A 15270-nucleotide genomic window follows, 5' to 3' on the forward strand; every position below is an offset into this window, starting at 1 on the left:
TTTACATGATTTGAGCTGTGCAGAAAGAATACTGCTCCAGACATCTTAAACAAGTTATCAAGTTATTTTATCTCTATCTGGCAGCTTGCCATGGTGGAAAGTGCTGCGTTGTGCTGCTCTGGCGTTACTCCGGCGCAGCAGCTTCTGTCTGTGGAAATATGGACTTCTGGCATCCAGGCTTTCAGCATGAGCGCATTTGAAACCACGCAAATATCCGTACAGAGGCCGATTATCTCTATTTGAAGCTCTTCTTTTTCGGCCATTTTTTTCAAAGTTTCTGCCAGCTCAATACTTCCGAATGATGGTTTATCAATTATATTGTCAGGATCTAACAGCTCCATGATTTCAGACCTTATCTCCCAGCCGTTGGTACCTTTGATGCAGTGCGGAACCGGAAGATTCCTTCCCTCCTGGGTTTCAAGATAGTTCAGGGGGTGGGTGTCCCTGGTAGCAAAGACGTTTTCCCTGTCATATGAACGGATTTTCTTTATAACGGCAGGAAGGATTGCAACAGCTTCCTTCGTTCCCAAAGCACCGTCGATGAAGTCGTTTTGCATGTCCACAACTACTAGTATTTTCCTCATTTTAATCCCCCTTCTGTTTATCTGAATGGGCAGTCTGTCAGATGATCGTTTACCATTCCGATGGACTGCATGAAAGAATAGGTAATCACAGGGCCGACATATTTCATGCCTCTTTTTTTCATGTCCCTGCTCATGGCCTGAGAGATTGCTGATTCTGCAGGAATCTGGTCTGTATCGGTCCAGTGACTGTCGATCACTTTTCCATCAGTAAAGCTCCACAGATATGCATCAAAGGACCCGAATTCCATCTGCAGCTCCTTAACCACTCTGGCGTTCTTGCGTACGCTGAAAATCTTGGATCTGTTGCGGATCAGTGATGAATCATTCATAAGCTTCTCCAGGGCCTCATCTGTCATGGAGGCGCACTTTTCTATGGAAAAATTATTGAAGGCCGCCTTGTAGGCATTTCGCCTGTGCATAATGGTTTTCCAGGAGAGACCTGTACTGGCTCCCTCAAGACATAGCATTTCAAATTGAAAACGGTCATCATGGCTCACCTTGCACCATTCATTTTCATGGTAATTTTCAAGGAGTGTATCACCTTCGTACCAGGCTCCGCAGGAATTGCTCATAGCTGTAATCCTTTCTCTTATATTATGCTGTTCCTCTCATATTATTACAGATGACTCTTCATGTCACGGCAGATATCATAGAGTTTGAAGGGTGATGTCTTCTGGCTTCATTGCCAGATAAGTGCCGGCCACTCCCGGTTTTACAGTAATAATCTTCGCCTGCTTAAGAGATGCAAGGATTTTTCCCCTTGTTACTGTTATTTCTGCTTTACTGGCAAAGCTTAGTCGACAATAGAGAAAGAACCCTTCAGAAAGCTGGACGATAACTCAGGCTAGTTGTAGTGTCAACAGCTACAACTAAATAGACCTTAATTTATCTTCCATGTCCAGGTCCTTCATTACCTTTCTGGTCAGTGGAATTGCTATTAGAAAAGTTCCTATATCCGCCCACATCTGTGACATTTCCAGGCCGGTAAGGCCCAGGAAATGAGAAAGTATGAGGACAAAAGGAATGTAGCACAAACCTGATCTGGCCGATGCAAGCAAGGTCGCAGGGCCGCTTTTGTTAATGGCCTGCATCAACATGTTGTTCATCATAATATAGGCCTCAAGGGGAAATGCAATTACCAGGAATCTCAGTGCTCTAGTTCCTATGACTATTACCTCCGGGTCATTGCGGAAAAATTTTACTACCTCAGGGGCGAATACAGAGAACAGGATGCCAGCACAGGTCATGAAAATGGTGCCGTATTTTATGCAGAATCTTTTGGCTTCCTTAAGTCGTGCAAGAATACCTGCACCGTAGTTGAAAGTGCATACAGGCTGCATTCCGTGTCCGAAACCAATGAGAAGAGATATGGATATCATCATCACCCTTCCTACGATGGCCATTGCTGCAATTGCAGGATCTCCTCCTAAGAGACCGGCAATGGTGTTCATTACTGACACAGCAGCGCTGTTTAAGCCCTGTCTCACAAGAGAAGGTGTTCCTCCCTTGCATATCTGCAAGAAATAGTATCTGCTTATCCTCACATTCTTTAAATGGATTGGAACATTCGGACCTTTCCGGCTGCCGATAAATAGAAGAACAAAGCTTACAAACTGGCTGACTATGGTGGCAAGAGCCGCGCCTCTTACACCCATCCCCGCTCCGAACATCAGAAGAGGATCCAGAATAACGTTGAGGACTGCCCCGCTGACGAGGCCAACCATTGCATATGATGCACTGCCTTCAAATCGCAGCTGATTGTTGATAACAAGTTGAGAAGTAAAGAATGGCGCACCTATAAGAATGATATTCATATAGGCAGCAGTATCTTTCATGATTGTTGGAGTTGCTCCCAGAATCCGGGCCAGAGGATGGAGAAAAATAATACCTAGAACCATTATGGCTGCTCCAATGGAAAATGACAGGAGAAAGCCATTGGCCGCCATGGTGCGGGCTTCTTCGATTTCTCTTTTTCCCAGTTTCATTGAGATAAAATTACCAGATCCGTGTCCGCAGAAAAATCCGAAGGCTTGCATGATGGCCATCAGCGGTAAAACAACGCCTACGGCAGCGGTGGCCTGGGTGGATATCTGCCCCACGAAAAAGGCGTCGGCCAGGTTGTAAAGGCTGCTTACCAGCATGGATATCATGGATGGAATAGCCAGTTTTACAACCAGTCTGTTGACCGGAGTGGTTGTCATCTGGATACGACGTTCTTCCAGTGATTTTGCCTCTTCAAGGGAGACTTGGTCATTAGGGCCTGAGGTGGGATTTACATTTTGAATTTCTGAGTTGTTCTTTGTTCTTAAGTTCATGTTGAGGGTGCACTTCCTGGTAATTGTTTTAGTATACTAAAACAGGCCACAAAGGCGGCCTGCTTGGTTGAATTCTTGTTGTCAAATAGTCTTCAGCGGCAATTTGACGATATAATTTTATCGTCAAACATGGTTGATGGAGAGACTGTAAAACTGATCAGGCCAGAGCCTCATCCATAACTGCTTTCACATTTTCTTTAATGCTGTCATATGACTGGCCTGGGTGAGCTTCGAAAGCCTTTTCATCGTCAATAAAGAAGGCCGGACAATAGTAATAATCATATTTTTCAGCTATTTCCGGATGCTGTGCCTCGTTGATCCACTGAATCTCAACATACTGATACTTGCTGTCCTCCTGGATTAATTCCTTGTAAGCTCTTTTGCTTCCAGCGCAGTAGGGACACATACTTATTACAAATGCTTTTATCTCTTTCATACTAACTCCTCTTAAAAGAATGCGGAGATCAGTGCCAGGATGGCCAGTCCTCCCTGCATGATAATAATCTTTGGATTGCTGGTGATACTTCCGTACAGAGCAACCAGGATAATATATCCCATGAGAATCATTACGGCTGTTTTACTGGCAAACACGAATACTGCCAGCAGTATCAGTACGGAAATCAGCCCGTTGTAAACTCCCTGGTTCTTGAACAGGGTTCTTACCGATTCCCTTCCCAGTTCTTCCTTTGTCATTCCGAAAACCTGGGATGTCTTGTCTGAAGTTGTAGCAAAGGTTTCCAGGTACATGATATACAGAAATTCAAGGGCTACAAGCGTTGCCAGAATTTTAGTTACTATGGTCATGTTAATATCTCCTTGTTTGAATTATTCCAATTATTATTCTGGATCTTTGATCCAGGTGTCTATTATTCTTCTTTTCCCTGTACTTTGTCAATGAAATTCATGATGATTTCTCTGTACTTAATGCAAAAAACAAGAAGACCAAGGGCAACTACAGCAACAATACCTACTCCAAGATAGTTTTTCTGAGCCCAGAACATGCCGATCAGCAGGCTTTCAATGACACCAGGTGTTCTTCCCAGAGTCGATACCACAAGAAAAGGTACCAGCTTTATATCTGAAATACCGGCAACGTAACTTACCAGGTCTTTTGGAATTCCCGGAATCAGATATATGAGAAAAATAATGGTATAGGCCCTTCCGCTGTTCAGCTTTTCCATGTAGTCATTGACTCTGGCCTGACCGAAAAGAAGATGAAGAGCATCTCTTCCGAGGAATGAGGCAAGCAAATAAGTTATCCAGCATCCGATTAATGCTCCCAGAATGGTGATGACATATCCTCCCAGCAGTCCGTACAGGTAGCTGGAAGCAAACTGTATTGGCTGACCGGGAAGGAAGCTGCATACGATCTGGGCAATCTGAAGCAGAACAAGAATCAGAAAAGCGGATTTCCTGTGAGTTGCCAGTCTCTGTGGGAGGCTGGAGAGATATGCCTTGTTCAGCAGCGTGTCTTTTGCGACAAACACCAGAATGAGAGGAATCCCCACCATTATCAGAATCAGCAGCAGCAGTTTCGAGAAGGCACGGACTCTTTCCTTGAAACTGGAATTACCAAGGTTGTAGCCTACATCCTGCCTGAATCGCCTCCAGGATTCACTTCTCTCTCTTCTGCGTTCGGCATTGAAAAAAGAACGGCTGTCCCTCTGCCGCTGATAGACAGCATAGCGCTTCTTCCTTTTTTTCTTAGGTCTGTTATTCAGTTTTTCCTTAAGATCTTCCTTTATTGACATGGATCAGACCTTTCTTTACAAGAGTGTCCAGGCTCTTAATAATACCGAATCTTCCGTGAGGATATGTAAGTCCTCCCTGCAAATATCCTATAAATGGTTCCCTCATTGGACCGTCAGCACTCAGTTCTATTGAAGATCCCTGAACGAAGTTTCCTGCAGCCATAACTACCTGATCGTCGTAGCCTGGCATATCCCACGGAATTGGAGTTACATATGAGTCAATTGGAGAAGCTGACTGGATGGATTGACAGAAGGCCACCATCTTGTCAGGATCGTTAAATTTCACGGCCTCCACTATGTCGCTTCTTTTGGTAAAAGGCTTCGGGCAGGTTTCATATCCCAGTCCGCTGTAGGCCAGAGCGCAGAGCATGGCCACTTTTACTGCGCTGTTTACAACCTGTGGTGCCAGGAAAAGTCCCTGAAGTATGGCTCTGTTCTGGCCGAAGGTAAGACCGCATTCAGCGCCTATGCCCGGACAGGTAAGCCTGTAAGAAATCTGATCAATCAGTTTCTCAGGTCCCACAATATAGCCGCCGGAGAGGGCCAGGCCGCCCCCTGGGTTCTTTATCAGTGATCCGGCCATCAGGTCAACTCCAAGCTCCGTAGGTTCCTTTTCGTCCACAAATTCGCCGTAGCAGTTATCTGCAAAAATAATTATATCAGGACGAGCCTCTTTTACGGCACTGGCAGCTTTTTCAATGCTGCTCAGGGAGATAGCAGGTCTCCAGTCGTAGCCAGTAGATCTCTGGAAAGCAACTACCTTTGTTTCCGGTTTAAGAGATGCCAGAACAGCTGGAATATCAATATCAAGTTCCTCATTCAGGGGAACTTCGTCGTAAAGAATTCCATATTCAAGCATGGTTCCGGTAAACTTCTCCGGGGTTTTTCCGGCATTTTTCTGCCTGAGCCAGTCCTTGCCGATAACAGTTTCCAGAGTGTCATATGGAGAACCTGTAACGTAAAGGAGCTGATCCCCTGGCCTCAGCACACCAAACAGTGCTGTTGAAATAGCGTGAGTGCCATTAACAATATTTGGCCTGACCAAAGCGGCTTCGGTATGGAAGACGCTGGCAAAAACCTTTTCAACGGTCTCGCGCCCTGCGTCGTCATATCCATATCCTGTGTTCCAGCCAAAATGTGTATCGTTCACATGATTATCCTGAAAAGCTTTCAGCACCCTCATCTGAGCGATGCCCATGATCTGGTCAGCTTCATCAAACCATTCCTTCAGCTGGCCCTCGCAGTATTCCACGTAATCAAGGACATTTTTGTCAATATCAAAGTTTTCAGCAAGATAGTTCTTGTAAATATTATCTGTCAAGTTATTCTTTCCCTTCTATCACTATTACTGTTACCGTTTCTATTTGCTTTTGGAAAATCATTGTTCCTCAGGGTCACCTTCTCTTCGCTCCAGTTCCCACTCCATATCGTTTACAAGATCACGCCGGACGTTCATCTTGTGGGAAGCGTAAAGCTGAGTTGTTGTTACCTGTTCGTGGTCCAGGAGAGCCTGTACGTCATAAATGGAATTTCCCCTTCCAATAAGGCTGGTAGCAGCTGTGGCTCTCAGCTTGTGGGGACTGTAGCCATTATCTCTGGTGGTATTCAGTGCAATGGCTGTATATTTTTTTACAAGATCCCTGATTGCCCTGCTTGTCAATCTCTTTCCCTGCAATGAAAGAAACAGAGCATCTTCATTCTCATCACCCTGAGGAATTATATGAACTCTTTCGTTTTCAATATAGTCCTTGACGGTGATGATCACAGATTTGTTAAGGGGCATTACCGATTCCTTGTCTCTTTTCCGGTATATTGTAAATTCACCTCTGGAAAAATTGAAACTGGATATATTAAGCTGCTGCAGTTCAGAAAGCCTCAGGCCGTATGTAACAAAGATAACCAGAATGGCTTTGTCCCGGAGCTTTGTCTTCTCCCAGTAGATTTTTTCATGGTCTGTAAAACAGCTGCCTGTGGTAACGGCATCCAGCATTATCATGACCTCATCGTCCTGGAGAGCTTTTATCTTTCTTTCTCCTGCCTTGGGAACACGAATAGGGTCAAATCCGTCAGTGATGTTTTTATCCAGTATGCCCTCTCTGTAAAGAGACTTGAACAAGACAGAGACAGATGAACGCTTTCTGGCAAGAGTTCTGTTGCTGTTCTCGTAGACCGTAGTGTCTTCTCCGTCAGAGACAACGTATCTCCGGCAGTAGTCCAGGAAAAAATTCACGTCGCCGGCCGTAACCTGGCGAATTTCCTCAATGGTTATTTTTCCAGGAGAATCGGCCTTCGTAAGATCTGTTTCACTGACCAGGTAGTTGAAAAAAAACTTCACATCGTGGAGATATGCCAGCCTGGTCATAGGCAGCACGTTTCCCTTAAGGTAGTTAAAGTAACTTCTCAGGAAAGCAGGAAGTTCTTTCTGAATTTTCTCACACTCAAGGAAGATTTCGTTCTCCTTCTCAACAATATTGTCAGGCTTGCCGCTTTTGTTGTGTGAACGGAATTTCCCGGGTCTTTCTTCCATTTACTTACTCTGCCTTTCAGAATTTGCTGATTTTGCATCTGGCACATCTGCAAGAATTTGATCTAGAACAGCGCTGACAGCCTCGCCTTTTCTGATCTCCACCCAGTGGACGTTATCATATCTTCTCAGCCAGGTCATCTGCCTTTTCGCATATCTGCGGGTGTTTTTCATGATCTCGTAGACAGCTGTCTTCAAATCTGTTTCTCCGTCCAGATATGGAAAAAGCTCTTTGTATCCTATGGATTTCATAGACGGGTCATCTAAAGTCAGGCCCATTGACCGTAGTTTCTTGACCTCATCAATAAGGCCGGCTCTTATAAGTGTAATGACTCTCTTGTTGATTCTGTCGTAGAGCCACTCCCTGTCCATGGTCAAGGCATAGAAACGGAAGTCATATTTCTTGTTTGGCTTCAGCTTGTCCATGGAATTAATGGAACCTCCAAGTTCATATGCTTCGATGGCTCTGACGATTTTCCGCAGGTTGTTGGGATGGATCCGTGCGGCTGCTTCAGGATCTACGGCGGAGAGGAGCTGATGGAGATAATCAGAGCCGTATTTTGCCCCCAGATCTTCCAGTTCCTTACGCCTTTTCATGTCTACAGGTTTTGCAGCAAAATCCATATCGTAAAGAACAGAATTCAGATAAAGACCTGTTCCCCCTACCAGGATTGGGGTCTTCCCTCTTGCGAGAATATCATCGATTTTCTCCTCTGCAAGCTTCTGGTACTGGGCAACAGTAAAGTTCTCTCTTGGATCCACAAAATCGTAAAGATGGTGAGGAACTGCTGCCATGTGTTTTTCAGATGGTTTTGCGCTGCCGATGTCCATGTATTTATAAAGCTGGACAGAATCGCAGTTTACTATTTCTCCGTTTATACGTTTTGCCAGAAAAAAGGCTACGGTGCTCTTTCCAGTGCAGGTCGGTCCGCCTACAATATAAACTGTTTTATTAGTGGTACTCATATTTGCGGTATTGCTCATTTTCTAATTCACTTCCAGTAATTATTTTCTTCTGAACCAACGTTCGATATCACTTCTGGTGAAGCTGATAAAAGTAGGTCTTCCGTGGGGACAACTGAATGGATTGATACAGCCTGCCAGCTGCTCCAGCAGCTTCTCCATTTCCTGGGGCGACAGCCGGTCATTAGCTTTCACAGACATCTTGCAGGACTTCATAATAAGCTTGTCTATGACAATTCTGTTTCCTTTTTTCAGCTGCCCCAGCTCTTCAAGATAGGATTCCGCAAAAGTTCTGGCCTCAGACAAGGTCATATATGGCGGAATTCCCCTGACAATAAAGGTGTCGCTACCGAAATCCTCAATGTCAAAGCCCATTTTCTGAAGATCATCCATCCATGTTCTGTCTGCATTGTAGAGGTCTGCAGAGGTTTCTATGGAAAAAGGGACAAGTATTGACTGTGGGAGATTGCGGGTCTGCCGGTAAGCCTTTACCAGCCTTTCATAGTTAATGCGCTCGTGAGCCCCATGCTGGTCCAGCAGGTATACAGCATCTCCTGTCTGAGTCACAATATAGCTGTCAAAAAGATAGCCTTTTATCTGCAGCTCGTTAAAATCAAATGGACGGATTGAAGGTGGTTCAATATCGAATTCCCCGTCTTCTGAAATCCCTGTAATTATATCACCAGATTGTGATTGAACAGTGGTAGCAGGTCCTTCATTTCGATTCCTCTTCCTTTCTTCAGGAGAGGGCATTTTCTCAAGGAACTGCCGAAGATTATGGGCTGAAAGGTCATTATTTTTTACATCTTCTCCAGCCTTCTCTTCCCCCTCAGGTCCCAGGTCATTATCTACGTTCGTTTCAGAACCTTCCTTCAGATTTAAACTGATCTGGCTTGTGGAAATAGGTTCTGGCTTATTCTCCTGTTCCTCCCATGTTTTCAATGTACTGAAGAGGTTGCTGAGAGGGTTTTCGTGAAGTTCCTGGCTGGCGGAAGTTTTTTTGCTTTCCATTACCTCAGGAATGGAATTAATTGAATCAAGGGTGCTGCGGACTGCCGTAATTATGTCCGATCGCAGGTCCTTTTGATCGTAAAACTTCACTTCTCTCTTGCTGGGGTGAATGTTAACGTCCAGGTCCTCAGGAGGAATGGTCAGGAAAAGAACGGCTATTGGATATCCGGAAAAGACCCGGTCTCCATAACCTTCCATCAGAGCTTTTTCTATAAAATCACTGTGAATAATCCTGCCGTTGACGAAGAAAATCTGACTCCTTCTGGTGCTTTTTGTCACTCCAGGACCGGAAATGTAGCCATTTACATATTTGCCGTTTATCTCTATAAGATTCTTGTATTCTTTCGATTTGTAAATGAGATTTACGGCGGAGAAGCGGTTCCCTCTGCCGTCAGTGTTCATTATTTCACTGCCGTTGTTAATCAAGGTAAAACTGATGGAAGCATAGTAGATTGCCATCTCCTGAATCAGGGTGATAATCGGTTTTGCTTCGGCAGCATCTGATTTCATAAATTTCCGGCGAGCCGGAGTGTTGTAAAACAGATCCTCCACTATCATGGAAGTCCCCGGAGACATGGCAAAGGGTTCCTTTGTAACCACCCTTCCGCCGTGAAGTTCCAGCTTAAGTCCTGCCGCCTCATCTCTTGTTCTTGTAAACATGGTCATTCTCGAGACGGCGCAGATGCTTGCCAGGGCTTCACCTCTGAAACCCAGAGTTTCAATGGAATCAAGGTCAGTCATGGTTCTGATCTTTCCTGTGGCATGTCTCTCGAAGGCCAGTTCTCCTTCCTCTGCCGGGATTCCTGTTCCATTGTCTGTTACACGGATGTAGCTCTTTCCCCCCTGGCGAATTTCCACGGTAATCCGGTTGGCACCGCCGTCAATAGAGTTTTCTACAAGTTCTTTTACAACAGAAAGAGGTTTTTCAATAACCTCTCCTGCTGCAATCTTGTCGGCTACAAATGGGTCAAGTTTTTGTATCACTTTAACCTCCTGAAATAGCTGTTCAAATTAGAAGGTATGCTGCTGGTCAACCTGTTCATTCTGTGTCAGTCTGGTCAATCTGATCAATCTCCTTGATCTGCTCCTGGAGAGTACAGAGAATGTTTAAAGCCTTTACAGGTGTGATCTGGTTAACGTCTACAGACCTTACTGTATCCATGGCATCTTTATACAATTCCAAACTGCTATCAGCTTCTGGTTCAGGGGAAGCAACCTGGTCGAAGATTGATATCTGCTCATTGGATATTCCTCTTCCTGTTCTGCTTGCCGCTTCTCCAGCTTCAAGCTCCTGGAGTTTTGCCTGAGCACCCCTTCTGACCTGATATGGAATACCGGCAATCTTGGCAACATGTATGCCGTAGCTTTTGCTGGCAGCCCCCTCTTTGATGTGGTGGAGGAAGAGAATGTCGCTTCCGTTTTCGCTTACATCTACTGAAAGATTCTTGATACAGTCGTGCTTCTTGTCCAGTACTGTCAGCTCATGGTAGTGAGTTGCAAACATTGTTCTGATCTTGTGGCCTTCTCTGCACAGGTATTCAACGGTAGACCAGGCAATTGAAAGGCCGTCAAAGGTGCTGGTTCCTCTGCCTATTTCGTCCAGGATCACAAGACTTCTGTTTGTGGCGTTTCTCAGAATGTTGGCCAGTTCGCTCATTTCCACGAAGAAGGTAGACTGACCGTAGGCCAGGTTGTCCGATGCGCCGATTCTGGTAAACACCCGGTCAACTACTCCGATTCTGGCACTTCCGGCAGGAACGAAACATCCTATCTGGGCCATCAGAACTATAACCGCAGTCTGCCTCATGTATGTGGATTTACCGGACATGTTTGGCCCTGTAATAATCAGCATGCTTTCCGAACTGCAGTCCATTAGAACGTCATTAGGAATAAACATCTCCCGGCCGATCATCTTCTCAACAGCAGGATGTCTTCCTTCTTTGATCTGGATTACATCGCCGGAATCAACATCTGGCCGGACAAATCCCCCTGAAATAGAAACCTTGGCAAAGGACGAAAGCACATCCAGGATTCCCACTGCGGAAGATGCCTTCTGAAGTGCCGGAATATATGGTTTGATGTTGTTTCTCAAGGTGGAAAAAATCGAGTACTCAAGGGCGTTTATCCGGGCTTCGGCGGAGAAAACAAGAGTTTCTTTTTCTTTAAGCTCCGGTGTTATATACCTTTCGTTATTTACCAGAGTCTGTTTCCTTACATATTCTTCAGGTACTTTATCGATGGCCGACTTGCTAACATCGATGTAGTAGCCGAAGACCTTATTGTATCCTACTTTCAGGGTTCTTATACCCGTCCGCTCCTTCTCGGAAGCCTCAAGACCGGTGATCCAGTTTTTTGCATCTGCAATGGAGTCCTTGAGATCATCCAGCTCCTGGTTAAATCCATCTTTGATTATTCCTCCTTCGGTAATCAGGAAGGGAGGATCATCTACTACTGCCCTGTCTATAGAATCAGCCAGTTCTTCAAAATCCCCAAGCTGGCTGTCAATTTCTGAAAGAAGTTTTGAATTACTGGATTTAAGAGCCCTGTGGAGTTCAGGGAGAGCCTGGAGGGTTAATTTAAGGGCGGTCAGGTCCTTGGCGTTGGCCCGGCCGCTGCTTACCCTTGCGCTTAATCTCTCGAAATCGTAGATTTTTCTAAGGCTGGACGAAACCAGGTCCAGAAGGTCTCTGTCGTTTACAAGAGCTTCAACACCGTCCAGCCTGAGATTTATTTCTTCTGGATCAGTAAGGGGCTGCAGGATATATCTTTTGAGAAGTCTGCCACCCATTGCCGTCTCTGTTTTATCAAGAACACCAAGGAGAGAGCCCTGGATGTTCTTATCATAAAGGGTCTCCAGCAACTCCAGATTCCTGACGGTGGCCCTGTCCAGAATCATATGGCCTGAGGGATCATTAAGAATTAATTCGGTTATCTGGGATGGATCCTGTTTCTGGGTATCTGTGAGATACATTAAAATTGAGCCAACAGAACTTATTAATCCCGGTCGGTCTTCTATTCCAAGAGGCAACAGAGATTCAATGGAAAAATGTTCTTTAATGACTCTTTCACAGGTTCCTTTCTTGTAATAGGAATCGTCTAAAACGTTGTAGTAGTATGCACGAAGGTCATCTCCGATTACCTGGCTCAGCCGTTCCAGAGTGGATCCTGTAAGAATTATTTCGCCAGGTCCTATCTTGGCAAGCTCTGAACCAAGAGAATCGTCCCGTCCATCTATTTTTACCTCAAGGGCATAAAGCTCTCCTGTTGAGACATCTGAATAAGCCAGTGATCCTGTGTTTCCGGAAATATTAAGAGAGGCGATAAAAAGATTTCTTGAGTCGTTCTGATCGAAATCCAGGGTGCCTGGTGTTACAACCCGGATAACGTCTCTCTTGACGATTCCCTTAGCGGTAGCCGGATCTTCCAGCTGTTCGCAGATTGCCACCTTGTGACCTTTTTTTACTAATGTTGAAATATAACTGTCCGCAGCATGAAAAGGAACTCCGCACATGGGAGCCCTTTCTTTTAACCCGCAGTTTCTGCCTGTAAGTGTGAGACCCAGTTCCCGGGAGGCTGTTTCGGCATCTTCAAAGAATAGCTCGTAAAAGTCTCCCAGACGGAACATGAGCAGGCAGTCCTGATAGGATCTTTTTATTTCATTGTATTGCTGCATCATCGGTGACAGCGCCATATGTCTATCTCCTATGCTGCCGGAAGCAGATGCTTCCTGCAAATTGCGATAAAATAATTGTTGTTATAGCTGATTCCTCCAGATTCTGGCATTGAGAAGCTCTCTTTTTTTGTTATAAGCAGCTACGCCTTTTTTGATAAGGGAGCAGGCTCTTCTCATGTCTTCTTCCTTGAGCACGTAGGCTATTCGAATTTCGCTTTTTCCAAGGCCTTCTGTTGCATAGAATCCGGCAGCAGGAGCGAACATAACGGTCTCCCCTTCATCTCTGAATTCTGTAAGCATGAACATAAGGAATTCCTCAGCGTCATTAACAGGCAGATCTATCATCATGTAGAAAGCTCCGCCAGGTTTCTGACAAGTTACTCCAGGAATCTTGGAAATCTCGTCATATGCGGCATCTCTTCTGGCTTCGTAAATGTTTCTGATCTTGTCAAAATAGGAATTCGGAAGCTCGAAGAGAGCGGCAGCTCCAATCTGATCAAGGGTGGAGACAGAGAGTCTCATCTGAGCCATCTTCAATACGCCCTGCATGAACTCCTGGTTCTTTGATGCCAGGAATCCAACTCTGGCGCCGCAGGCAGAGAATCTCTTGGAAACTGAGTCAATGATGATCAGTCTGTCAGAAACTCTGTCAAGGGAGGCAAAGGTCTGAGGAGCTTTACCGTCAAATACATACTCTCTGTATACCTCATCGCATACGATCCACAGATCGTGTTCGATGGCGAAGTCGGCGATGTATTCCATTTCCTCGTCAGCCAGGACTCTTCCAGTAGGATTGTTAGGATTGTTTACAACAATGGCCTTGGTCCTGGTTGTAAGGGCGGATTCCAGTTTACCAATGCTGGCGTACTGATAACCTTCTTCTGGAGAGGTCTTTACCGGGTTGGCAATGGCCCCTGCCGTCTTTACAAAACTGTTATAGTTCGTGTAATAGGGTTCTGGAATGATGACTTCATCATTCTCGTTGAGTATGGCACGGAATGCCATGGTCAGCGCCTCAGATCCACCGTTTGTTGTGATGATCTGATCTTCTGTATACTCTACGCCATAATCTCTCTTGAAATATCTGATGATTGAATCTACCAGCAGTTTGTCACCCTGAGACTGTTCATAAGCAATTGTGCTGCTGGTGCAATCTCTGATGGCATCCATAAAGCACTGTGGTGTCTCAATATCGGGCTGTCCAATGTTCAGTTTGTAGATCTTCGTTCCCTCTTCTTCGGCCTTTGCGGCAATCGGATTGAAGCGGCGGATCGGAGAAAACTGCATTGATTTCACTGCATCACTAATTCTCATAATAGCTATAACTCTCCCCATATAATTTATTTTGTTAGAACAAAAAACCTGATACTGTTTCTTATTATAACATAATTGAATTAGATGGAAACTATAGATACTTAATTAACATTTCTTTGAACCTCAAAGGGAAAAGAACGGGCCACCCCTTCGAAGTGTTAAAAATGCAGTACGGATGGATCAAAGGAACCGGTATCACTGACGCCTGTATACATCATTACCTCCGAGAGCTGCTGATTAAGCTTAGTGAAAGTTTTTTCAACTCCAGAAGCCCCTTCCTTCAGCAGAGGTGAAAGTATTGCTCTGCCCGTTGAAACGCTGTGAGCACCAAGGGCCATGAGTTTATATGCGTCGTAGCCCGATTCTACAGAACAGTCTGCGAAAATCTTCATGTTGCTGCCTTCTAAGGCCTTCTTAATGTCAGGGAGAATGCGGGCTGGAGCTGTACCGAATGGCAGTCTGCCGTGGTGGTGGGATACCACAATGGCACTGCATCCTGCTTTTTCAGCTTTCAATGCATCTGATACAGAGAGAACTCCCTTTGCAACAAATGGAAGGGAGGTGGATGAAGCGTATTCTTTCAGATCATCAGTGGTTACTGTTCCCATTGGGAATCCATCTACCACATCATAACCTCCTGTGGTTCCGGGAACGTGATCTATGTCCACCCCTACTGCCACAGCTCCGCAGGATTCTGCAAAAGATATCTGATCAAGAATAATGGAGTGATCAGCAAAAGGCTTTATTATTCTGACTGTGTCTGCTCCGGTTTCTGTTATTTCCTTGAAATCCTCATCTGGCTCCATTCCTGTCCAGTTAAGAACGTTAAGAGCTGCTGCTGCCCTGGCGTATTCCACCATGGGTTTTCTTCCGTCTTTTCCTACTTTGTTCAGATGAGAGAAGGCGGGCATCATTATTGGCGAGGAATATTTCCTGCCAAAGATCTCCGTCGACAGATCTGGTTTAACAGCATCTATTATTCTCATTTCCAGGTGTATGCTGTCCAGGTAATTTCTGTTGTAGATATTTGCGTCATCGGCTCTTCCAGAAGTTACTGGTATCAGTCCCTTTGGACCAGGCCATGGACTTTTGACTTCATTGCTCATAGTCGTATTCCTTTCGATAAAAGAGAATT

The 15270-nt window shown here is 45.2% G+C and carries 13 protein-coding genes; all 13 read right to left on the minus strand.

The window, feature by feature from the left end; all coding sequences use genetic code 11:
* Window positions 1-62: 62 nt before the first annotated feature.
* Window positions 63-584, minus strand: a complete 522-nt coding sequence (locus FYJ66_RS05620; protein ID WP_154572537.1) for a cysteine hydrolase family protein — start codon at window positions 582-584, stop codon at window positions 63-65.
* 17 nt (window positions 585-601) lie between these two features.
* On the minus strand, window positions 602-1156 hold the full coding sequence (locus FYJ66_RS05625; RefSeq protein ID WP_154572538.1) for a DNA-3-methyladenine glycosylase I: 555 nt from the start codon (window positions 1154-1156) through the stop codon (window positions 602-604).
* 297 nt (window positions 1157-1453) lie between these two features.
* Window positions 1454-2899, minus strand: coding sequence for an MATE family efflux transporter (locus FYJ66_RS05635; protein WP_206157007.1), 1446 nt, complete (start codon window positions 2897-2899; stop codon window positions 1454-1456).
* Window positions 2900-3056: 157 nt separating this feature from the next.
* Window positions 3057-3335: a thioredoxin domain-containing protein gene (locus tag FYJ66_RS05640; RefSeq protein WP_154572539.1), complete on the minus strand. Its 279-nt coding sequence runs from the start codon at window positions 3333-3335 to the stop codon at window positions 3057-3059.
* 11 nt (window positions 3336-3346) lie between these two features.
* A complete protein-coding gene (locus FYJ66_RS05645) occupies window positions 3347-3703 on the minus strand; it encodes a DUF1304 domain-containing protein (RefSeq protein WP_154572540.1) in 357 nt (118 codons plus the stop codon).
* 62 nt (window positions 3704-3765) lie between these two features.
* Window positions 3766-4650, minus strand: a complete 885-nt coding sequence (locus tag FYJ66_RS05650) for a TVP38/TMEM64 family protein (RefSeq protein WP_154572541.1) — start codon at window positions 4648-4650, stop codon at window positions 3766-3768.
* Window positions 4628-5971 (minus strand): methionine gamma-lyase family protein, encoded by a 1344-nt coding sequence (locus tag FYJ66_RS05655; protein WP_154572542.1) that lies wholly within the window; start codon window positions 5969-5971, stop codon window positions 4628-4630. The genes FYJ66_RS05650 and FYJ66_RS05655 overlap by 23 nt, the downstream gene beginning before the upstream one ends.
* A 57-nt stretch (window positions 5972-6028) precedes the next feature.
* Complete coding sequence (locus FYJ66_RS05660; RefSeq protein ID WP_154572543.1) at window positions 6029-7177, minus strand: tyrosine-type recombinase/integrase; 1149 nt, start codon at window positions 7175-7177, stop codon at window positions 6029-6031.
* Window positions 7178-8158 carry a tRNA (adenosine(37)-N6)-dimethylallyltransferase MiaA gene (gene miaA / locus FYJ66_RS05665; RefSeq protein WP_235897369.1) on the minus strand — a complete coding sequence of 327 codons (981 nt, stop codon included), beginning with the start codon at window positions 8156-8158 and terminating at the stop codon, window positions 7178-7180. It lies immediately after the preceding gene.
* Between the two features lie 21 nt (window positions 8159-8179).
* Window positions 8180-10132 (minus strand): DNA mismatch repair endonuclease MutL, encoded by a 1953-nt coding sequence (mutL, locus tag FYJ66_RS05670; RefSeq protein ID WP_154572544.1) that lies wholly within the window; start codon window positions 10130-10132, stop codon window positions 8180-8182.
* A gap of 55 nt (window positions 10133-10187) precedes the next feature.
* Window positions 10188-12839 carry a DNA mismatch repair protein MutS gene (mutS, locus tag FYJ66_RS05675; RefSeq protein ID WP_154572545.1) on the minus strand — a complete coding sequence of 884 codons (2652 nt, stop codon included), beginning with the start codon at window positions 12837-12839 and terminating at the stop codon, window positions 10188-10190.
* 63 nt (window positions 12840-12902) lie between these two features.
* Window positions 12903-14135, minus strand: coding sequence for a pyridoxal phosphate-dependent aminotransferase (locus FYJ66_RS05680; protein WP_154572546.1), 1233 nt, complete (start codon window positions 14133-14135; stop codon window positions 12903-12905).
* A gap of 158 nt (window positions 14136-14293) precedes the next feature.
* On the minus strand, window positions 14294-15241 hold the full coding sequence (locus tag FYJ66_RS05685; RefSeq protein ID WP_154572547.1) for an alpha-hydroxy-acid oxidizing protein: 948 nt from the start codon (window positions 15239-15241) through the stop codon (window positions 14294-14296).
* Between the last annotated feature and the right edge of the window lie 29 nt (window positions 15242-15270).

Origin of the sequence: Allobaileyella intestinalis, from assembly GCF_009695865.1 — a bacterium.
Lineage (GTDB): Bacteria > Bacillota > Clostridia > Peptostreptococcales > Anaerovoracaceae > Allobaileyella > Allobaileyella intestinalis.

Coding starts and splice junctions, on each gene's coding strand:
- FYJ66_RS05620 (WP_154572537.1), bottom strand. CDS start 584: ATGAGGAAAATACTAGTAGTTGTGGACATGCAAAACGACTTCATCGAC.
- FYJ66_RS05625 (WP_154572538.1), bottom strand. CDS start 1,156: ATGAGCAATTCCTGCGGAGCCTGGTACGAAGGTGATACACTCCTTGAA.
- FYJ66_RS05635 (WP_206157007.1), bottom strand. CDS start 2,899: ATGAACTTAAGAACAAAGAACAACTCAGAAATTCAAAATGTAAATCCC.
- FYJ66_RS05640 (WP_154572539.1), bottom strand. CDS start 3,335: ATGAAAGAGATAAAAGCATTTGTAATAAGTATGTGTCCCTACTGCGCT.
- FYJ66_RS05645 (WP_154572540.1), bottom strand. CDS start 3,703: ATGACCATAGTAACTAAAATTCTGGCAACGCTTGTAGCCCTTGAATTT.
- FYJ66_RS05650 (WP_154572541.1), bottom strand. CDS start 4,650: ATGTCAATAAAGGAAGATCTTAAGGAAAAACTGAATAACAGACCTAAG.
- FYJ66_RS05660 (WP_154572543.1), bottom strand. CDS start 7,177: ATGGAAGAAAGACCCGGGAAATTCCGTTCACACAACAAAAGCGGCAAG.
- miaA (WP_235897369.1), bottom strand. CDS start 8,158: ATGAGCAATACCGCAAATATGAGTACCACTAATAAAACAGTTTATATT.
- mutS (WP_154572545.1), bottom strand. CDS start 12,839: ATGGCGCTGTCACCGATGATGCAGCAATACAATGAAATAAAAAGATCC.
- FYJ66_RS05680 (WP_154572546.1), bottom strand. CDS start 14,135: ATGAGAATTAGTGATGCAGTGAAATCAATGCAGTTTTCTCCGATCCGC.
- FYJ66_RS05685 (WP_154572547.1), bottom strand. CDS start 15,241: ATGAGCAATGAAGTCAAAAGTCCATGGCCTGGTCCAAAGGGACTGATA.